This window comes from Vibrio sp. Vb2131 (genome assembly GCF_033338535.1).
Classification (GTDB): domain Bacteria; phylum Pseudomonadota; class Gammaproteobacteria; order Enterobacterales; family Vibrionaceae; genus Vibrio; species Vibrio alginolyticus.
This window is the reverse complement of sequence record NZ_JAWOSW010000008.1, coordinates 162402-181826: the sequence shown is the minus strand read 5'-3', so window position 1 is coordinate 181826 and position 19425 is coordinate 162402. Positions and strand designations below refer to the sequence as shown.

Genomic DNA, 19425 nt, shown 5'->3' with positions numbered 1-19425 from the left:
GCAAAAACCTATTGAGGAAAAAACACTATGCGATCAGGTTTGCAAACTGTTATGAAAAAGCCGCCATATGGCGGCTTGGTTCACATATTACATTTCGGTAATGATGAGTGCTTTGTTTGCTTATTTTGAAGCTAATCGTCTTTAGTGAAAGCATCTTCACTGAAGTGATCGAGATCGTACGGTGTTTGCTGATAAACACAGTAGTTCAGCCAGTTTAAAAAGAGGAGGTGTCCATGGCTTCTCCAGCTTGCAATTGGTGGGTTATCTGGGTTGTTGTTTGGGTAATAGTTGACAGGAATAGCGGGCTCCATACCTTCGCTTAAATCTCGGATATATTCATTATGTAGGGTGTGAGAATCATACTCAGGGTGTCCTGTGACAAAGACATTGCGTTTGTCTTTTGTGGTGGCTAAGTACACACCTGCGACATCCGATGTCGCTAAAATGTCTAAGTCAGTATGCTCTTCTAGAAAGTGAGGCGAAAAATCTGCGTAACGCGAGTGAGGAGCCAAAAACGTGTCATCAAATCCGCGTAAGATAGGGTGAAATTGATGATGGATTTGATGGTGATACACGCCTGAAAGTTTTTCTTTACGCGTTTTTTTAGGTAGATCGTAGAGTAGCTTTAACCCTGCTTGCGCAGCCCAGCAAACATAAAGAGTGGATGTCACATGATCTTTTGCCCACTCCATGATGGTTTTGAGATGATCCCAATAAATGACATCTTCAAATTGCACCAAACCTAATGGAGCCCCAGTAATGATCATGCCATCGAAGTTTTTATCTCGCACCATTTCAAATTGGCGATAAAACGTGTCTAAATGTTCAGTTGGCGTATTTTTACTCGGGCGGTTATCAATGCGCAGTAATTCGACGTTAACCTGTAGTGGGCTGTTTGAGAGTAGACGCAGAAACTGAGTTTCAGTCTCTATTTTTTTTGGCATCAGATTAAGGATCAGCACTCTTAAAGGACGTATTTCCTGACTCGCTGCACGCGTTTCACTCATCACGAAGATGTTTTCTGTCCTTAATACATCGGTAGCTGGTAATTGATCTGGAATTCTAATTGGCACGACTTTCTCTCCCTAAGCATAGTCAATATAGACGTCTATACTTCTAAAGCTAACTTAATTAAGTTTAGATGTCGATACGAAATCCGACTTTTCAATCTACTCTTTACATTATGGTAAACCGTACTCGGGGTTGTCACACAATTGTGACTAAAGCAGAGTTTCTGATGAGATAGGTTTGAAACGCAGTGTGTACTATTTGCTGGTAATTATGCGATCACGTTAATATGTGAAGGTGACTTCGTAGTAAGGAAGTCTCAAATTAATGAGCCATACTAAAAACAATCAGCTCACCATTTTGCATTAATGTGCATATTTGGAAACATCGTCAGTGGAGGACATTATGTTCGGTATTTTCAAGAGAAAGACAAAGATTCAGAGCATCGCTCAAGAAGTTCCTTGCGTGCTACTGCATTCGTTTGGTGATAAAGACATTTATACGCCGGAAGAGATTGATCAAGCTCTTCAAAAGCTGGGTTATGATAAGAGCAAGGATATCAGTCATTATCAGTATGCGTATGGAATGTTTGCCGATGAAGCTTCTTACGAGCTCCTAGAACTAACGGATGAGCTAGGTAATTATGGTCATTTCCAACGTGAAGTAGGTAAGATGCTACTCAATACACCTGAGCCGATTGATATGCATATCTACTTTGAAATTTCTCGTCAGCACCAAAACGTCAGCCTTTCACCTGGTCATCAAAAAGTAAGCGAAAGTGATGGTGTGTAAACATCGTTAGTGGTATTCCATCGTGAGATGAGTTGGGTATAATGCGCGGCCTAATTATCCGGACATGTTGTCGGTTACATTTCTGTTGAGCGTTAATGCCTTATGTTCAAAATGCTTGTCTCTATGCCACCAATGTTGGCGCTGTCGATAGCGATTGTATGTGAAGTGATTGCCACTTCTTATATTCCCAAAACAGAGCAATTTACGAAAGTAATGCCGAGCACAGTCGTTTTGATTGGTTACGGCATCGCTTTCTTCTTGCTTTCCGTCACAGTGCAAACAATGCCTGTCGGGGTTGTTTATGCCATATGGAGTGGTGCTGGGATCGTTTTGGTTGCGACGGTTGGTTACTTTGTTTACGGACAGCGTCTAGACTTACCAGCCCTAGTTGGTATTGGGTTTATCATCGCTGGTGTGTTGATCGTAAATTTATTATCCAAAACAGTAGGGTACGAATAACGCCACTCTACTTGTTAAGTGAATAAGAAGCCGCAGCGAGAAATTGCTGCGGCTTTTTAGTGCAAATTCAATCGCTAATGGCGAGTATTGATATGATGTCTTATTGTTGCATTCATCACGGTCGCATTATGTGATTGAAAAACAGGCATTATTTAGCGCATTGAAAATACAAAGTTATATTTCTTCAAACGTTAGGAAAGGGCAGTAGATAAATCACTCCGATAGATGTTAACGTGGCGACTCATCTGTACTGCTTTTTCATTCCCTACATATTTCTGCAAAGTTCTTATTGTGTAGTGTGTCGAAGAACCATAGAATCCGCGCGCTTTAATTTATGTTATTAGCGTTATCAATGATAAAAGTGCAGTCCATTATCATTGTTTTTATCACTTATAGATGGGCACATCTGACAATACTTACATGAACAAATACAAAAAGCCTGCATTCAAGGCCGAATTTCTTTTGCCTCGTTACTGGGGAACGTTAATTATCATTAGCGTGATGTACTTACTTAGCCTCCTTCCTTTTAAAGTTCAACTAGCTTTGGGACGCAACATTGGTCGTTTAGCTATGCGATTCATGAGAAAACGTCAAGTTACGATCAGACGCAATCTTGAGCTTTGCTTCCCTCATATGGAAAAATGCCAACGCGAAGCAATTCTAAAAGACAACATCGACAATACTGGCATCGCACTTTTTGAGACCGCAATGGCATGGTTTTGGTCAGATAAACGGGTAAACAAACACGTCACGATAAAAGGCATGGAGCATCTAGAGGCTTTAGAGAAGTCAGGCAAAGGTGCATTAATGTTGGCCGTACACTCAATGAATCTAGAGTTAGGTGCTCGAGCTTTTGGCATTAAAAAGTCTGGAACCGGTGTTTATCGCCCAAACAATAATCCGTGCTTTGATTATTTTCAGTATAAGGGACGCTCTCGCTCTAATCGTACACTGATTGATCGTAAAAACGTCAAAGCCATGCTTGAAGCACTTAAAACAGGTGAGCGGGTTTGGTATGCACCGGACCACGATTATGGTAACCGACGCTCGACATTTGCACCGTTATTTGCCGTTAAAAATGCTTGTACTACGACAGGCACAAGTTTGTTGGTTGATTCTACAGATTGCGCCATTGTGCCTTTTACGATGGTAAGAGGAAAAGACGGACACTATACCCTAACCATTAGTGCGCCCGTCGAAGGTTTCCCGAAAGAGGATCATCAACGTGCCGCCGCATTCGTGAATCAAATAGTTGAAACATCAATCATGGCAAGTCCGAGCCAGTATATGTGGCTTCATCGTCGGTTTAAAACTAGACCAGAGGGTGAGGACTGTTTGTACAAGCCTAGGCTCATCCCTAGCTTGGCATAACACATAGAGAGCCTACAAAAAGCCCAAGGAACATACGAACCTTGGGCTTTTACTTTCTATTCTTTTCGCTTTATAAGTAGCGATCTTTTAGGTGAGCTTGAAAGTGTTTAGCATTCAGTGTTTCACCCGTGGCTTGTTTTACCAACTCATCAGTGGTGAATAAGCTACCTTTACTCCAGATGTTTTCCGAGAGCCAATTGAATATCGGAGCTAAGTCGCCAGAACGAATAACCGCATCTACATCGACGGTTTGTTTCATTGCTGCCATAAATTGTGCAGCGTACATCGCACCGAGCGTGTAGGACGGGAAATAGCCAAAACTTCCGTCTGTCCAATGGATATCTTGCATACAGCCATTTTTGAAGTTTCCTTCGGTTGATAGCCCCAAGTACGCTTTCATCTTTTCGTTCCAGAGTTCTGGTACATCTGTATGTTTGATGACGCCGTTCATGAGATCTCGCTCAATTTCATATCGAAGAATAACGTGAGCAGGATATGTTAGTTCGTCAGCATCTACGCGAATAAAGCCTTTTTCTACGCGAGTGTAAATTTTGGCTAAATTGTCTTTTTCGAATTCACTACCAGAAAAATGGTTAGAAGCCAGTCGAGCGAGGTGATCGATAAACGCGCTGCTTCGTCCTATTTGCATTTCAAAGAAGAGTGATTGTGATTCATGAATACCCATAGAGCGAGCTTCTCCCGCGGGTGTTCCTGATAAATCTTTTGGTAGCCCTTGCTCGTATCGAGCATGGCCAGTTTCGTGGACAATCCCCATCAATGATTGGACAAACTCGTTTTCATTATAACGTGTCGTAATACGCACATCTGTCGGTACACCGCCACAAAATGGGTGGGTACTCTCATCAAGTCGACCGTGTTCAAAATCGAATTGAAGTAGCTTCATGACTTCCAAACCGAGCGCTTTTTGCTTTTCCGCAGAGTAGTGTGCAGTTGGCAATAAGATGTTGTCTGATTGTTGTTTTTCAAGCGCTTCATCGATCAAAGTAGGAAGCCAGGTTTTCACGTCAGCAAAAAGAATGTCTAACGACGCAGACGTTGTGCCAGGTTCATAAACATCGAGCATGGCATCATAAGGAGTCGTGCCATTTGCTTCGGCTCTAATTTGCGCTTCTTCCTGCGATAGCTTTACGACTTCAGCCCAGTTCTTTTCAAAACCAGCCCAGTCGTTTTCTCCACGTTGTGTACGCCATGCATGTTCACATTTGGAGCCAGCAAGAGATTGAGCTTGAACTAATGATTCTGGTAGTAAGTTAGCTTGCTGCCACCCACGCTTCATTTCTCTTAGGATAGATTTTTCTTTTGTAGACAGCGTCTCTTCTTCTGCCTGAGCGAAAAGCTCTCCCAAGTGCGGTTTAGTCATTAAAGAATGGATATGTACATCGAGCTCTGCCGTGGCATTCGATCGTGCTTCAGCGCCACCAGGTGGCATGACCGCTGCTTGATCCCAATCTATGATGGCAGATAGATGCTCAAAATTTGCCACTTTTTTGGAATGTTCAACGAGTTTTGTAAATGCGTTCATGTGACTACTCTTATTCTTTTGTTCTTTCCCTAAACACCCGATAACGGGTCCTTCATATGGTGTTGCACTAAGCAACCTACGTTAATTTACTAATAATTAACAATTAACTCCAACCCATTGTCCATAAACTCACCCAGTTGTATAGCTCTCTTAAAAAAGAAGCTTGCGAATCTTGTGGATTGGCGGTATTGATGAAGGATTGACAATTAATTATGACGATAATATGGATATTTTGAATTTCGAGGCATTTATTATTGCCATTACGATTTTAACGTTAACGCCAGGTTTAGATACTGCACTTGTTATCCGTAACACTAGCCGCTCGGGCCTAAAAGATGGATGTACAACCAGTCTAGGGATTTGCTTTGGCTTATTCGTACATGCTTTTTTTTCTGCGGTTGGTATCTCGGCGATTCTTGCGCAATCTGCAGAGTTGTTCCAAATCGTAAAAATGATTGGCGCAGCTTATCTTATCTGGCTTGGTTTGAGCAGTTTAAAAGCGCTAATGTCGTCGAAAGATGGATTGACCGTGACCGAGCAGATTCACGAAGTGTTTAATGGTAAGCGCTCTTTTAGAGAGGGCTTTCTTTCTAACGTTTTGAACCCGAAAACGGCGGTCTTCTATTTGGCTTTCTTGCCACAGTTTGTGAATCCAGAAGGTTCACCCTTGCTTCAATCAATGATGATGGCATCTGTACACTTTGCTATTGCGATGGTTTGGCAGTGTGGTTTAGCTGGCGCGCTTAACTCGGCTAAAAATCTACTAAAGAATGCAAGCTTTATGAAGTGGATGGAAGGCGCGACGGGCGCAGTATTAGTCGCACTTGGTGTGAAGTTATTGATTGAAAAAACCGTTTAATGCGTAATATTTATCGATTGTTGATACTACTCGCTGTATTTATTGTGGGGGTAGGTGCCGCTGTTGCTTGGCATACGTGGCCACAAGTACAGTTTGCGCAACGCGGCATGATCTGGTCTTGGCACTGGGGCTACTTCGAGCCTTTTGCTAATGGAATACAACAAACGCGAACTCAAGATACTAAACAGTTATTGCTCAGGCGTGTGTATTTGCATGACGCTATTGTCGTTTTTGTTTCGACAACTATGGACAATAAATTTGAGGTTGACGTTGTAAAAGAGCAAACCTGTGAACCTAAAACGACGACTTGGGCTTCGGTCTCAGTCAATCATCAACGTGTTAGGCATGTACCTATGGTGTGCGATGCGTTTGGGCAAGGCTACTTTTATCGCTACATCGGGAAACATCTGGAATCGATTGAAGTGGGTGTCGGCGACTCTTTTGTAACAGAAGCATTTTTAGACTGGCCGCTATCAGAGTTGAAAGCGGATCAATTCAAGCAAAAAAATGCGAAGTTTTTTGAAGAACGTGGAGAAAACGTTGAGCATCAATGGTTGAGAGATTAACCATTTAACCGAAGATAAATAAAGCCCGCTAAATAATAGCGGGCTTTGTGTTTTACCATTTCTAATGTGTCTTGCTCTCTGTGACTGACAGTTTGTGACCGCAAACCTGCCGTTTCACTAAGCTTTCACTGCTTCAACTTTACCTGATTGCGATGTTGAGCTAAAGAACAGTTTGGTTTCTGCCAGTACGACGTGACGCAGTGCGATCAAACCAATTAGGTTAGGAATTGCCATCAGACCGTTTACGATATCAGCCAGTAGCCAAATCATATCGAGGTGAAGGAATGCACCAGATGCCACCAAGCCGACGAAAATCAGTTTGTATGGAAGCACAGCTTTAGTTCCGAACAGGAACACAACGCAACGCTCACCGTAGTAGTTCCAACCAAGAATGGTGGTAAAAGCGAAGAACATCAAACCGATTGAGACGAGCATAGGGCCAAATGTATCTGCATTTAAACCCACCGCAAAAGCATGAGTCGTCATCGCGGCACCTGCAAGGTCACTTTGCCATGCACCGGTCAGGATTAGAGCAAGGCCTGTCATGGTACAAATAATGATGGTATCGAAAAAGGTACCCGTCATTGAAATTAGGCCTTGTTTAACACAAGAGTCTGTCTTCGCTGCTGCTGCTGCCATAGGCGCGCTACCCAAACCTGATTCATTTGAGAACACACCGCGAGCGATACCTGATTGGATTGCCAGCATGATGCTTGCACCTAGAAAACCACCAGTCGCTGCTGTTGATGTAAAGGCTGAAACCAGCACTAATTCAACGGCATTGAACAATTGGTCTGCATTCATGATGATCACGCTTAAACACGCCAACACATAAAATACAGCCATGGTAGGAACCACTTTTCCTGCAACGTTAGCAATGGATTTGATGCCACCCAAAGTTACGAAAGCAACCAAAAGAGTTAGTACAAAGGCAGATAGCTCACGGTTAACACCAAGAGATATCTCACTTGCATCCAGAATCGCGTTTACTTGTGGAAACGTACCGATACCAAAACAAGCAACACCCAAAGCAAACACTGCAAACATGATCGCGAGAGCTTTTGAGCCAACACCGTATTGCAAGTAGTACATTGGGCCACCAATCATTTGGCCTTTATCATCGACTCTTCGGTACTTAACCGCCAACAAACATTCGGCGTATTTAGTCGCCATTCCGAAAAGGGCAGCGAGCCACATCCAGAATAGAGCGCCTGGTCCACCGAGTTTGATTGCTGTGGCAACACCAACAATGTTACCAGTACCAATTGTTGCTGAGAGCGCAGTACAAAGAGCTGCAAAGCTAGAAACGTCACCTTGAGTATTAGATGACTTATCTTTACTGAATACCATCGCTAGCGCTGTTGGGAGGTGTTTAAACTGGATCAAGCCAAGGCTAAAAGTGAAGTAAACCCCTGTACCTACTAGCAAAATAAGCAGCGGTGGACCCCAGACAAAATTATCGATGGTTTGTAGTAAAGATTGTAGGTTGTTCATGATTTCCCCTTAATAAAACAACTAATAAGGAGAAGAGGGAAAGGACGAGATCAACGATCTCTAAAAGAACTAAGCTATTGGTTGTAGGCGGGAAGGCCAAGCAAAATAGTTAGGTTGTAACTTTCCACTCCTCTGTCCTTTTGCCTGAGAGTTTCACCTTGCGTGAGTGCAAGACTTGCTCCTTCGGCGACCGATTTAACGGTTCTCTCCAGAGGTTCCTCCAACTACAGTCCCCGCTACCTAGGTAGCACCTGAAATAGTTAATTCTTCGGCGAGTTATGCTAATCAAATGTTAAAATTTGATTAATAACCACTCTCCTGCAGTCTTCATCGGAACAATTACTCAATTAAATGAGTAAAGGTTAGTTAATGATGCTGGTCATCATTAACGTGTGAACTCTATCATGTTTTTGGTCCATTTCAACACCCTATGTCAATTTATTTTCAATGAAATAACCTCATCAATTTTCATGAAGGTATGTTTGCCAATCTTTTTGTGCGAGTCACGGCATAAATAAAATTTATTGGGTTAGGGAATGGAACCCAAAAACACTTCAGAACGATAAATGTGTTTCGATCGTTACGACATAAGTTATTCAATTAAGGACACAAAATTGATTAAAATCGGAGCACTTATTTTAAAATCTACGCTAAGTTGACCTTATGGTACGTATAAATGGGTTACAATGAATCTTTGTGAAACAGTCTACGGACCTAGGCAGTTTTTCATGAGTGGACAAGGAGGCGGTATGACCAGATTATTAGCCATTGCGGTGTTGATTGCAGTAGCATTTGTGCTGTTTCGTTATCGAACCAATGAAAAAGTCCAAAAAGCGACCGTTATAACATTAATTGGCGCATTTCTGATTTATACAGCATCAATTATGTTTGCGGAATTGATCCGCTAGCAAAGTAAAAGAGTCCTTGGAGTAGTATACGGTGAGTTCTCAGAACAAAATGGAAGAGCAAGACGACGTAGTTGTCATTGAAGAGCGTGACAAACGTACGCATATCTATATCGCAATCGCTGCGGTGTTAGGCTTGGCATTTGGTGGCCTTGTTGGATCGGTTGTCACTGCGAACAAGTGGGAATCGACTTACCACGTATTAGAAGAAAAGTATCAAGCACTAACGCAAGATAAAACCCAGTTGGCATCTCAAGTAAAAGTGCGTGAAGAGGCGCTTGACCAAGAAATACAAAACCAAGTTAGTGAGTTACTTGCCGCGAAAGACGAAGCGCACCAGAAAGCACTTAAGAAGTTGCAAAAGCAATTGACTGAGGTCGAGAAGGTCAACTTGTCACTAGAGTCTCAATTGAAGCAGCAGGCAGATAAGATCAACACGACGAAGTCAGAAAATGAGAAGCTGAGTCGTCAAGCGGATATGCAAGCGACTATGTTTGAGCGGTCCCGCGAAGTATTCCAGAAAGAGCTAAAAATTTCGCAAGAATTAGAGTCTCTCGAGAAAGAACGGTCGAAATTATTACCTAAGATTGAGAAACTCAAGAAAGAGTGTGACGTATTTTTAGAAGGCAAATCTTGGGACGTGAAGTCGGACGCGTGTGATAAACATGACGAAGCTAATTCACGACTAAGTCAGGTCGATCAAATGATTGAAGTCTATAAAATGGACCTCAAACAAATCAAAGCAATAACGGAAGATATCGGCCTTTAAGTCTTTTGTATCCGATTTTTGAAAAGCAAAAGGAGCTCTTTAAGAGCTCCTTTTTCGTTGTTAGCTATGACTTTAAGGCTGCTCGTATATTAGATTCGTGAGGCGTCATAGCCTGAGGCGAGCAGGAGCTCTCGTTCGTGTTTAATCAGCTGAGCTCGATCTTCAATTAGTTCATTGAGTGCTTGAGATGGCTTACCTGCTAATGCTTTGAACGAAGCAAAAGATTCCGCGGTGTCGATTTTATCAATCATCTGACTGATGACATTACGAGCCTCACACGGGTTACTCGTCGTTGTAAAGTATTCTACTTGCTTTGCTGCCGATTTCATCTCAGTTAATAGCTCAAGCGGGCTACTTTCTTTGGCTACTGCCATGTAGTTATCCAGCACGCGCTTTGCATAAAGCAGTTCTTTGAGGGGGATATCTCTTCCGCTCTCGATTAGGGATTCGCTAAGGATCATACTTGAGCTCATGGGCATTCCTTCTTATTACTACGCCGCTTTTAATGTTTCCTTGAGTCTAATTTATTGAAGTCACATTGGGAATGGGTAAAAAGCATTTTTAACGCATTTTTATTCATTTATGAAAACACGAATGCGATGCTTATCTGGATCGATAGCCATAAAATTTAACCCATACACTGATGTCGCTGGTGGTTGAACAAACTCAACACCTAGGTCTTTCCAGCGCTTGTAAATGCGCTCTAACGTATGCCTGTTGGGCACTGATAAAGACAGCTCGGTGCCACCACCTCTAATTCCGCTGTGGGGTGAAAGATTATCTCTTTGCTTGAGTGTCAACGTTAAGCCTTCGGTCATTGGAATAGCGGCAAAGGTTGGAGACAACTGCGTGACTTTGCGTTCGAACAGTTTCGAATAAAAAAACTTGGCTTATGTGGATGTCCTCAACGTAGAGAACGAATGAATTGATAGTCAGCATGGTTTGTTCCTTAATCAATTAGAAATAGTAGGGGCAATCTAACGTAAAGGAACGACAGGAGTTGTCAGTAGAACATTCCCGAGGTGAGTGACAGAATAAGAAAAAGGAGCCGTTTAGCTCCTTTTTATCAGCGGAATCATTGGTATTAATGAGTGTGTTTGGAAGAATACCAGTTGTTTTGATACGCTTTAGATGCAAATAATGCGTTTGCTTTTGCACGCTCGATAATAGACTCGTCCACCTCTAGCGGCTTCATGGTTTGGTCTTTAAAGTCGTACGCCAGGGTCGATATCTTTTCACCAGGGGAAAGCACAACGAGATTGTCGCGCGTTAAATAACCAAAGTTTTTGTCGTATAGCATCATTGCGCGTTCATCTTCGCGAGCCAGTGGCTTCGTTAAATCACGACCAATCATCGGTGTTTTAGCATCTACCCCAATCAGAGATAACAGTGTAGGCGGCATGTCTATGTTGTTTGCTATGCGGTCATCTTTACGTGGTTGAATGCCTTTACCAAGGATCAATGCTGGAATGTGAAAGTGCTTAACTGGAACAAGGTTAGCGCCAGAAACACGTGCATCATGATCTGCAATTACAATGAAAATGGTATCATCCCAATAAGATGACTTTTTCGCCTTTTCAAAGAAAGTGCCCAAAGCGTAATCGGAATATTTAACGGCGTTGTTACGCGTCATATATTCTGAATCGTATGGCTCAATTTTGCCTTTTGGATACTCATAAGGGCTATGATTACTTGACGTAAAAACTAAGCTAAAAAAAGGTTTGTCGCTTTTTGAAAGGCGTTCAAACTCTTCGTTTGCTTTGTTATATAGATCTTCATCACTAACACCCCAAGAGCCAACAAAGCTTGGGTTGTTATAATCGTCTTCTTCTACTATTTGATCAAAACCGTTACCAAAGAAGAAAGTTTTCATGTTGTCAAAGTTGGCTTCACCGCCGTAAATAAATTGCGTGTGATAGCCTTGAGCTTTCAGTAAGTCCGCGATGGTAAAGAAACCCGTTTGGCTTTTACTCAGCTTCACTACCGCGCGAGACGGAGATGGAGGAAAGCCCGTGGTTACGGCTTCAATTCCACGAACAGAACGAGTACCAGTGGCGTACATTTGTGTGAACTGCCAACCTTCCTTCATGAGTTCATCAAGGTTTGGTGTTAGAGGCAAACCACCCAAAGCACCGACAAATTGGGCGCCTAAGCTTTCTTGTAGCAAAATCACTAAGTTTTTATGTTTACCCTGGTAAGTCGCGGGGTTACTGTTCATGGTTGGGAGTAATGAAGGGGTGAAGTCGGACTTTGTTGATGAAGTGCGAACTAATTCCAACATCTTTTGAGTGTCCATTTTTCCGTAGAACTGCTCCGCGCTCTTTTCTGACTTCATGCTATTAACCGCAAACAACAATGAGTAAGATGAGTTCAGTGCTAAGTCGTTAAGCAGTGGATCGTTAGAAAAGGCGACCATAGCAGGATTTAGCGGGCGGTGCCCTAAAGATGAGCGAGCACCTGCAACCCCAAAAAGAACAACGAAAAGTGCCAATAGTGGTCGCCATTTCCAGTTGACCTGCTGCGCCTTATCGGTCAGTTTCTTGCTCCACTTCCAACCTAAAGTGATGGTTAAAACTGTACCTAACGCACCAATAAACAGTTCTAATTTGTAGCCAGTCCAGAGCATACTCAAGACTTCTTTTGGGTAGATTAAGTATTCCACAAACAGGCGGTTTGGACGTAGGTCGTATTCCTGAATGAATGGCGCTGTTGCTAGCTCCATGTATACAAGCACCCAAAGCCCTAAAACCATCCATATGCGTAATATTCGCTTCCAACACTCTCCCATCTTACCGGTTAATGGCATGAAGGTTGATAACAGTGCTGGAAGAATAAATAACCAGCAAAGCGTTGCAATATCTACGCGCAAACCTTGACCTAGGATGTAAATTAAGTCGTTTAGAGAGTCAATACGGTCAATCTGCCAAAAAGCTAGCAAAACTCTTGAGATAGACAGAAATAGAAGCGAAAACAAAGAAAAGGCAGCAATTGGCTGCAAAGGCCCCCACACAGAGCTCTTTGATAAGTTTTTCATATTTATTCGAATAGTTTAATTGTTATGTTGTGTTGTTTTTAGCAAAGCAAGCGTGAAATAAACGTGAATTATAATGTGGGTTTATGGTCGAGTAGTGTAAGTGTTGGTATGTCTATGTAAGGGGGAGGGGCGTTTGTGTAAAAAAAGAGCCAGTTGATAACACCAACTGGCTCTAGAGGTTGATAAAGGCATGATTACATTGCGGCTTTCTTCGCTTCTTCGACCCATGCGTCGAACTTTTTCTGGTTCGCTTTGATCCAGCCATTTACATGAGACTCGATGTCCGCTGAGCTGTTCTTACCTTGGCTCATCATCATATTCTGAGCACTAACATCATTGATATTTAGTTTGATGATTTCAAACAGCTTTGCAGCAGCAGGGTTGTTTTCTGTAAACTCTTTATTGGCAACGATGCGCATAGAGTTCATCTCGAAGCCGTAGTTCTTACCGTTCTCTAGTGTCGTATCAATGTCCTTACGCTCACCAGGAAGTGAAGAGAATGGCACTTCTAACCACACAACATCTTTCCCTGGAACTAAAACGCCACTTACCCAGTACGGTGTCCAAGTGTAGTAAAGAATCGGATCGCCTTTTTTGTAACGTGAGATCGTATCAGCGATAATCGCCGCGTAGTTACCTTGGTTGTGTGTTACTGTGTCACGAAGTTTGAAAGCATCCAACTGATGCTCAACAACCATTTCACAACCCCAACCTGGGTTACAACCAGTTAAGTCCGCTTTGCCATCGCCGTTTGCATCGAATAGCTTCGCCAATTTTGGATCTTTTAACTGACCAATGTTAGTGATGTTATATTTTTCCGCGGTTTTCTTATCGATCAAATAACCTTGCGCAGCACCACTTACGTATTGGCCTTTACGGAAGAACTTATCATCACCGCCAGACATCGTGTACTTATCGGCGTGAAGAGGGAACCAACCAACCGCTAAGAAAGTAGCATCACCTTTAGCAATAGAGGTGTAGCCTACGTTGTAGTCCACTTCTTTGGTCGGTTTAACATCGTAACCAAGCTCTTCAAGTGCGCGGTTTACGATCAACGTTTGAAATGTTTCTTCTGCAACGGTTGATTGAACAGGCTGAACAGTGACACCTTCACCCGGTAGTTCACTTGCCACACCATAAGTTGAAAATGCGATAGTACTTAGAGCTCCAACAGAGAGCGCTTTCTTCCATGAATTATTCATTGATGTTTCTCCTAAGTTTTAGATCGTCTTGGTTCGTCTTTGTTTTCAGTTTTAATAGGTATGAAACAGGACCTGTGTGATACCAGCGAAGTTTAGTGTTGCCCGCATTAACCCCTAACACCTGGGTGATACGGTCTAACAAAATCGCAAGAATAACGATGCCTAAGCCACCAACGGCAGCAAGACCCATATCAAGTCGGCCAATACCACGAAGTACCATTTGGCCTAAGCCGCCAACAGCAATCATTGAAGCAATCACTACCATAGAAAGTGACAGCATTAAGGTTTGGTTTACACCTGCCATGATAGTTGGTAACGCCAACGGTAACTGGATGCGATAAAGCATCTGTTTTTTGTTTGCCCCGAAAGAGTGGCCAGCTTCGATAAGCTCTTCAGGTACTTGCTGAATACCCAAAATAGTCAGGCGCACAACGGGAGGCAGGGCGAAAATGATCGTTACTACTACGCCAGGAACGTTACCAATACCAAACAACATAACAATTGGTACAAGGTAAACGAACGCGGGAGTCGTTTGCATTGCATCTAATATTGGCCTAACAAATTTGGCAGCGGTTTGGCTCCTTGCCAACCATATCCCCATTGGTAGCCCTATAAGCAAACAGAAGAAAACGGCGGTTAACACCAGTGCTAGCGTTGTCATCGCTTGTGACCACGCACCAATTAGGCCGATGAAAACAAGGGATACAAGAGTAGAAAAACCAAGTTTTACATTGGAAAACTGCCACGCTAGCAAAAATAAAATGAGTACCATTATAGGCGCAGGTGTAGACACCAAAGCAGTTTCAAACGACGTTAGAATAAAGTCGATTGGAACTCGTATTGCTTGGAAAACAGGTCGACCATGTTCCACCAGCCAGTTCAAACCGGATTCTACCCAGCTATCGAGGGGTAAAACCGCATCTTGGAATGGGTTCATAATATCGAATGGCGCTTGCTCTACAGTTTCTGAGTTGAGCCAATCATTACTTGGCGCGGCCTCTGTACCTTGCGACCAAGGATCATCTTGCGCAGGAGCAGTATTTGACCAGGGATCATTGTTAGTTTGCTCTGAAGACATCGTGTTAATCCTTATCTAGTGTTTGTAGAAGACGTGATTTAGTCACGACACCAAAGTAAGTTCCTTGCTCATCTACGACAGGCACGGCATAAGGAACACCAGCAACCAGACCCAAAATGTCATTAATTGACTGATCAGGCTGAAGAGTAACTTCATCCGGTAATTGAGCACTGGCTAACGAACGGTTTTCTTTATGAGCCAAACGTAGTGAATCAAGAGATACGATGCCGGAATATCGGCTAGATTTATCGACGACAATACCGTAATCACGGTCGTGATCCATCAGAATCTGCATCGCAGAGCCTGGACCGTCATTTTCCGATTTCTTAAAAACAGCCGCTGGCTTCTTGCGCGCGATATCTTTTGCTGTCAAGACACTTGCGATGTTTACGCCGCGGAAAAAGGCTTCGACATAATCATTTGCTGGACTGTGTAATATTTCATCAGGTGTACCAACCTGAACAACCTCACCGTTTTGCATGATGGCGATACGGTCGCCAATGCGCATTGCTTCATCCAAATCATGAGAAATGAAGACAATTGTGCGTTTGTCATCGTTCTGTAGACGAATAAGCTCATCTTGCATCTCAGAACGGATCAATGGGTCTAAAGCGGAAAACGCCTCGTCCATTAATAGGATGTCAGGATCACAGGCTAACGCTCTCGCTAAACCAACGCGCTGTTTCATACCACCGGATAATTCGTCAGGGAAAGATTCTGCATAAGGGTCTAAACCCACTCTTTCTAAGGCGGAAAGGGCACTTTTCTGACGCTCATTAACATCGATGCCGGCAAGTTCTAAACCAAAGGCGGCATTTTCAATCACCGTCATGTGTGGCATGAGTGCGAAACTTTGAAACACCATTGAGATATTATTACGACGAACTTCTCGAAGTTCATTCTCGGAGATGTGGGCGATATCTCTTCCTTTGAGATAAACACTACCTTTAGTCGGCTCAATGAGCCGGTTAAGAAGTCGAACAAGGGTGGATTTCCCGGAGCCAGAAAGGCCCATGATTACGAAAATTTCCCCTTCATTTATGGTGAGAGATACATCGTTTACGCCGACTGTTAAACCTGTCTGTTCAAAAATACCGTCTTTATCGACGCCTTTGTCGATAAGCGAGAAGGCTCTCTCTGGGTCTTCTCCAAACACTTTATACAGTCCCTTAACTTCCAGTATGGGATCCATGTTATCTGTCCTTTTTCGTGTGTTTATAACTGTTTAACGATTTGTACTCTAATTAATTTTAGTTCAACTTTCAACGAAAGGGGGTTGGTTAACTAGTTCTGCCGTGCATAGAGAATTCGTTGAGCAAGGTATGTTCAATTCTTGTTTTTTATATTTAAAACAATTGCTTGTGATGTGTTTTTATCCGCCATAACGTTGCCCTGACGTAGGGTTGAATTTATTTTGAATTTTTTTGTACATTTCAACTCAACTCGCTTGCATAGATATAAGCTGTGATAGCTTAGAGCTCTACATATAAAAAGGTTAGAGCTCTAATTTTTGGTTAAGGCTTGGTCCTGTGAAATCGGTTAGGTACTGTTATCCTTAGATTTATTTATTGCTTGATTTCACTCAGGGTGATATTTATCGCTGTAGTTTAGGCAACGTATGGAATAAAAAATGGAAGCCGAACAGTTAGAAGTGCTCAATTTCATTAGCCAGTACCCACCTTTTGATGACCTACCTGAAGAGCAGCTTAGAAAAATTGCTCTCAATGCCGAGGTTGCATACTTTCGGCAAGGAACAAAAATCCTTAACTTCGGAGATACGATCCGCGACTTGTATATGGTGAGAAGTGGGGCGGTAGAGATTTATCGACGTAAAGGTGAACTTTACAACAGGATTGATGCTGGTGGACTGTTTGGTCAGATGGGGTTGTTGATGAACAACCGCGTACGTATGCCAGCCAAAGCGATAGAAGACACTCTCGTTTACTGTATTCCGGAAAACATCTTCAATGAACTTTGTGATGAGTTTGAAAACTTTGCGGACTACATGGAACTGGAAGATAGCGCGCGTTTGCGAAGCGCAATATCTAGCCGCTCCGAAAGCAATGACTTTACCACCGCTAAGGCACGTAAAATCTTAGCAAGAGATCCAGTAACTCTGGAGGCAACGGCTTCAATTCAGGAAGCTGCGATACTAATGGCAGAGGAAAATGTCACCTCTCTGCTCATTATTCGCCCGACAGAGGAGCTCACAGAAGAAGATGACGAACAGCTGCTTGGAATTTTGACTGATCGCGATCTTTGCATTCGCGTACTAGCTCAAGGTATTGATACCAATATTCCAGTGAGTGAGGTCATGAGTTATGACGTGGTTTCATTGGATTATAACGCCTATGTGTTTGAGGCCATGTTAACCATGTTGCGTTACAACGTGCATCATTTACCAATTTTAAAAGATAAAAAGCCGATAGGAATTATTGGCATGACGGACATCGTTCGTTACGAATCTCAGAACAGCCTATTGCTAGTGAGCTCTATTTTTCAGCAAACCAGTGTCGAGGATCTCAAGCAGGTTTCTGAACAAGTAAAAGACTGTTTCGTAAGAATGGTCAATGAAGATGCCAACGCGCACATGATTGGTCGAGCCATGTCGGTTATAGGCAGTAGTTTCAAACAACGCCTCGCTGAATTAGCTGAGCAAGAGTTCGGCCCAGCGCCCATTCCTTATTGTTTAGTCGCAATGGGTTCAATGGCGAGGGATGAGCAGCTAATTGTAACGGATCAAGATAACGCGCTTATTCTCGATAACAGTTATGACGTTGAGATTCACGGAGAGTACTTTGAAAAGTTTGCTAAATTTGTTTGTGATGGTTTAGCGGCATGCGGCTATGCTTATTGTACTGGAGACATTATGGCTACCAACCCAGAATGGCGAAAAACTCGTGCAGAATGGGAAGAATGCTTTGGAAACTGGATAGACAATCCAACCCCTGAGAGGTTGTTAAATAGTAATATCTTTTTTGATCTCCTCGGTGTGCATGGGCGAGTGAAATGGGCGGAGCAATTAAGCAGCTTTATTGTGAGACGAGCGAAAAGAAATAACCGCTTTCTTGCTTGTATGGCGTACAACGCAATACGTAGGACGCCTCCACTGGGCTTTTTCAAAGACTTTGTGATGGAGAAAGATGGTCGTCATCGCAACTCGATTAACTTGAAGCGAAGGGGGACGGCTCCGTTGGCCGATTTAATACGGGTGCATTCTCTGGCAATCGGTTCCCGATCGCAAAACTCTTTCGACCGTTTAGATGACATTAATGATGCTGGCATTTTACCGAAAGGTCGAGGTTTGGATTTAAGGGATGCGATGGAGCTAATCTACATGGTTCGAATTCGTCACCAAGCCCTTGATATAGAAAATGGAGAAGAGCCAGACAACAATATTGAGCCGGAGAACATGTCTGAATTTGAACGTCGAAACTTAAAAGCAGCATTTCAAATTCTAAGTAACGCTCAGAACTTCATTAAGTTTCGATACCAGAGAAGTAGCAAATAATGTGGTTCTCAAAAAAAGTAGAAAAAGAACAGCCGTTGTTGGATACATCCCAGACGCCAGAGTGGTCAATGTTGTTCAAACAACTCGCTAAAGAAGCGAAAGACGAGAGGCTCAAACGCTACTATTCGGCACCGATGGTTAATGGGGAAACACCAATTGAACAAGTGCCATTTGTCTCGGTAGACTTTGAGACAACAGGATTGAACTCGGAAGAGGATGTCATTCTCACGATCGGACTTGTCCCGTTTACTATTGATCGTGTTCAATGTAATGGCTCTGCTCATTGGGTCGTTAACCCAAACAGAGAGTTAAACCACGAGTCTGTCATTATTCACGGTATCACTGACTCTGAGGTTAAAAACGCGCCGCAGCTGTCTCAGATCTTGGGTGAAATATTGGATGCGTTGTCAGGCAAAGTGGTACTTGTTCACTACAAGAACATTGAAAGGCAGTTCTTTAATAACGCCTTGCTAAATAGCATCGGAGAGGGGATACAGTTTCCTGTTGTTGATACGTTAGATATTGAGTATGCGATACAACGCCGTGAATGCAGAGGTTTTATCAATAAGTTGAAAGGCAAGAAACCCGGTTCTGTACGATTAGGGCACGCTCGTGAAAGATATGGCCTCCCTGCTTATCAACCTCACCATGCCCTGACGGATGCGTTAGCAACTGCGGAGCTGTTTCAAGCACAACTGCAGTATCACTTTAATCGAGACATGCCAATATCTTCGGTTTGGCAATAGGCGTTATTTATGGTGAAAACAATAAAATGCAATGAGAGATAGGGGGCTTTAAGATTATGATGGCGGATTGAGTAACCGCTTATAAGAA

The 19425-nt window shown here is 42.9% G+C and carries 17 protein-coding genes, 1 pseudogene and 1 riboswitch; of the genes and pseudogenes, 9 read left to right on the top strand and 9 right to left on the bottom strand.

Features of this window, described 5'->3' with window-relative positions; genetic code table 11:
- Positions 1–131: 131 nt before the first annotated feature.
- Positions 132–1073, bottom strand: a complete 942-nt coding sequence (gene metA / locus R7E38_RS11325; protein WP_005377792.1) for a homoserine O-acetyltransferase MetA — start codon at positions 1071–1073, stop codon at positions 132–134.
- A 340-nt stretch (positions 1074–1413) separates the two neighbouring features.
- Between metA and R7E38_RS11320 the strand changes: the two genes are divergently transcribed.
- From R7E38_RS11320 to R7E38_RS11310, 3 genes are all read left to right on the top strand, one after another.
- Complete coding sequence (locus R7E38_RS11320; protein WP_005377791.1) at positions 1414–1800, top strand: DUF6559 family protein; 387 nt, start codon at positions 1414–1416, stop codon at positions 1798–1800.
- A 123-nt stretch (positions 1801–1923) separates the two neighbouring features.
- Positions 1924–2259 (top strand): DMT family transporter, encoded by a 336-nt coding sequence (locus R7E38_RS11315; protein WP_169644527.1) that lies wholly within the window; start codon positions 1924–1926, stop codon positions 2257–2259.
- A gap of 420 nt (positions 2260–2679) precedes the next feature.
- Complete coding sequence (locus R7E38_RS11310; protein ID WP_137281935.1) at positions 2680–3630, top strand: LpxL/LpxP family Kdo(2)-lipid IV(A) lauroyl/palmitoleoyl acyltransferase; 951 nt, start codon at positions 2680–2682, stop codon at positions 3628–3630.
- Positions 3631–3700: 70 nt separating this feature from the next.
- Here the strand turns inward: R7E38_RS11310 and R7E38_RS11305 are convergent, their stop codons facing one another.
- A complete protein-coding gene (locus R7E38_RS11305; RefSeq protein ID WP_226083642.1) occupies positions 3701–5173 on the bottom strand; it encodes a carboxypeptidase M32 in 1473 nt (490 codons plus the stop codon).
- Between the two features lie 223 nt (positions 5174–5396).
- Here R7E38_RS11305 and R7E38_RS11300 point away from each other — a divergent pair, with 223 nt between their 5' ends.
- Positions 5397–6032 carry a LysE family translocator gene (locus R7E38_RS11300; protein ID WP_170890600.1) on the top strand — a complete coding sequence of 212 codons (636 nt, stop codon included), beginning with the start codon at positions 5397–5399 and terminating at the stop codon, positions 6030–6032.
- Positions 6032–6598, top strand: a complete 567-nt coding sequence (locus tag R7E38_RS11295; protein ID WP_025766721.1) for a hypothetical protein — start codon at positions 6032–6034, stop codon at positions 6596–6598. The genes R7E38_RS11300 and R7E38_RS11295 overlap by 1 nt, the downstream gene beginning before the upstream one ends.
- Before the next feature lie 117 nt (positions 6599–6715).
- On the opposite strand, the gene R7E38_RS11290 is transcribed toward R7E38_RS11295, so the two are convergent.
- Positions 6716–8092, bottom strand: coding sequence for an alanine/glycine:cation symporter family protein (locus R7E38_RS11290; RefSeq protein ID WP_226083641.1), 1377 nt, complete (start codon positions 8090–8092; stop codon positions 6716–6718).
- A gap of 122 nt (positions 8093–8214) precedes the next feature.
- Positions 8215–8314: riboswitch (glycine riboswitch) on the bottom strand.
- A gap of 527 nt (positions 8315–8841) precedes the next feature.
- Between R7E38_RS11290 and R7E38_RS11285 the strand changes: the two genes are divergently transcribed.
- Together R7E38_RS11285 and R7E38_RS11280 are read left to right on the top strand one after the other, a co-directional pair.
- Positions 8842–9000, top strand: a complete 159-nt coding sequence (locus R7E38_RS11285; protein ID WP_005377784.1) for a hypothetical protein — start codon at positions 8842–8844, stop codon at positions 8998–9000.
- A gap of 31 nt (positions 9001–9031) precedes the next feature.
- On the top strand, positions 9032–9766 hold the full coding sequence (locus R7E38_RS11280) for a chromosome segregation ATPase (RefSeq protein WP_017820934.1): 735 nt from the start codon (positions 9032–9034) through the stop codon (positions 9764–9766).
- Between the two features lie 89 nt (positions 9767–9855).
- Here the strand turns inward: R7E38_RS11280 and R7E38_RS11275 are convergent, their stop codons facing one another.
- From R7E38_RS11275 to proV, 6 genes and pseudogenes are all read right to left on the bottom strand, one after another.
- Positions 9856–10239 (bottom strand): hypothetical protein, encoded by a 384-nt coding sequence (locus tag R7E38_RS11275; protein ID WP_005377782.1) that lies wholly within the window; start codon positions 10237–10239, stop codon positions 9856–9858.
- Between the two features lie 99 nt (positions 10240–10338).
- Positions 10339–10705 (bottom strand): annotated as a pseudogene (locus R7E38_RS11270) (VOC family protein).
- Between the two features lie 145 nt (positions 10706–10850).
- The gene (locus R7E38_RS11265) at positions 10851–12800 is read right to left on the bottom strand and encodes an LTA synthase family protein (protein WP_226083640.1); all 1950 of its coding nucleotides are present in this window, start codon (positions 12798–12800) and stop codon (positions 10851–10853) included.
- Positions 12801–12994: 194 nt separating this feature from the next.
- Entirely contained in the window at positions 12995–14002 is a 1008-nt protein-coding gene (gene proX / locus R7E38_RS11260; protein WP_005385703.1) for a glycine betaine/L-proline ABC transporter substrate-binding protein ProX, read from the bottom strand.
- On the bottom strand, positions 13995–15080 hold the full coding sequence (gene proW, locus R7E38_RS11255) for a glycine betaine/L-proline ABC transporter permease ProW (RefSeq protein ID WP_005377778.1): 1086 nt from the start codon (positions 15078–15080) through the stop codon (positions 13995–13997). The genes proX and proW overlap by 8 nt, the downstream gene beginning before the upstream one ends.
- Positions 15081–15084: 4 nt before the next feature.
- On the bottom strand, positions 15085–16272 hold the full coding sequence (gene proV, locus R7E38_RS11250) for a glycine betaine/L-proline ABC transporter ATP-binding protein ProV (protein WP_017633996.1): 1188 nt from the start codon (positions 16270–16272) through the stop codon (positions 15085–15087).
- Between the two features lie 438 nt (positions 16273–16710).
- Between proV and R7E38_RS11245 the strand changes: the two genes are divergently transcribed.
- A complete protein-coding gene (locus R7E38_RS11245) occupies positions 16711–18591 on the top strand; it encodes a DUF294 nucleotidyltransferase-like domain-containing protein (RefSeq protein ID WP_005377775.1) in 1881 nt (626 codons plus the stop codon).
- A complete protein-coding gene (locus R7E38_RS11240) occupies positions 18591–19337 on the top strand; it encodes a 3'-5' exonuclease (RefSeq protein WP_226083639.1) in 747 nt (248 codons plus the stop codon). The genes R7E38_RS11245 and R7E38_RS11240 overlap by 1 nt, the downstream gene beginning before the upstream one ends.
- Positions 19338–19425: the final 88 nt, after the last annotated feature.

What these genes read in the sequence shown, in the direction of transcription:
- R7E38_RS11310 (WP_137281935.1), top strand. Translation starts at nt 2,680, where the DNA reads ATGAACAAATACAAAAAGCCTGCATTCAAGGCCGAATTTCTTTTGCCT.
- R7E38_RS11295 (WP_025766721.1), top strand. Translation starts at nt 6,032, where the DNA reads ATGCGTAATATTTATCGATTGTTGATACTACTCGCTGTATTTATTGTG.
- R7E38_RS11320 (WP_005377791.1), top strand. Translation starts at nt 1,414, where the DNA reads ATGTTCGGTATTTTCAAGAGAAAGACAAAGATTCAGAGCATCGCTCAA.
- proW (WP_005377778.1), bottom strand. Translation starts at nt 15,080, where the DNA reads ATGTCTTCAGAGCAAACTAACAATGATCCCTGGTCAAATACTGCTCCT.
- R7E38_RS11275 (WP_005377782.1), bottom strand. Translation starts at nt 10,239, where the DNA reads ATGAGCTCAAGTATGATCCTTAGCGAATCCCTAATCGAGAGCGGAAGA.
- R7E38_RS11285 (WP_005377784.1), top strand. Translation starts at nt 8,842, where the DNA reads ATGACCAGATTATTAGCCATTGCGGTGTTGATTGCAGTAGCATTTGTG.
- R7E38_RS11245 (WP_005377775.1), top strand. Translation starts at nt 16,711, where the DNA reads ATGGAAGCCGAACAGTTAGAAGTGCTCAATTTCATTAGCCAGTACCCA.
- R7E38_RS11265 (WP_226083640.1), bottom strand. Translation starts at nt 12,800, where the DNA reads ATGAAAAACTTATCAAAGAGCTCTGTGTGGGGGCCTTTGCAGCCAATT.
- R7E38_RS11240 (WP_226083639.1), top strand. Translation starts at nt 18,591, where the DNA reads ATGTGGTTCTCAAAAAAAGTAGAAAAAGAACAGCCGTTGTTGGATACA.
- proV (WP_017633996.1), bottom strand. Translation starts at nt 16,272, where the DNA reads ATGGATCCCATACTGGAAGTTAAGGGACTGTATAAAGTGTTTGGAGAA.
- R7E38_RS11290 (WP_226083641.1), bottom strand. Translation starts at nt 8,092, where the DNA reads ATGAACAACCTACAATCTTTACTACAAACCATCGATAATTTTGTCTGG.
- R7E38_RS11305 (WP_226083642.1), bottom strand. Translation starts at nt 5,173, where the DNA reads ATGAACGCATTTACAAAACTCGTTGAACATTCCAAAAAAGTGGCAAAT.
- R7E38_RS11300 (WP_170890600.1), top strand. Translation starts at nt 5,397, where the DNA reads ATGGATATTTTGAATTTCGAGGCATTTATTATTGCCATTACGATTTTA.
- R7E38_RS11315 (WP_169644527.1), top strand. Translation starts at nt 1,924, where the DNA reads ATGCCACCAATGTTGGCGCTGTCGATAGCGATTGTATGTGAAGTGATT.
- proX (WP_005385703.1), bottom strand. Translation starts at nt 14,002, where the DNA reads ATGAATAATTCATGGAAGAAAGCGCTCTCTGTTGGAGCTCTAAGTACT.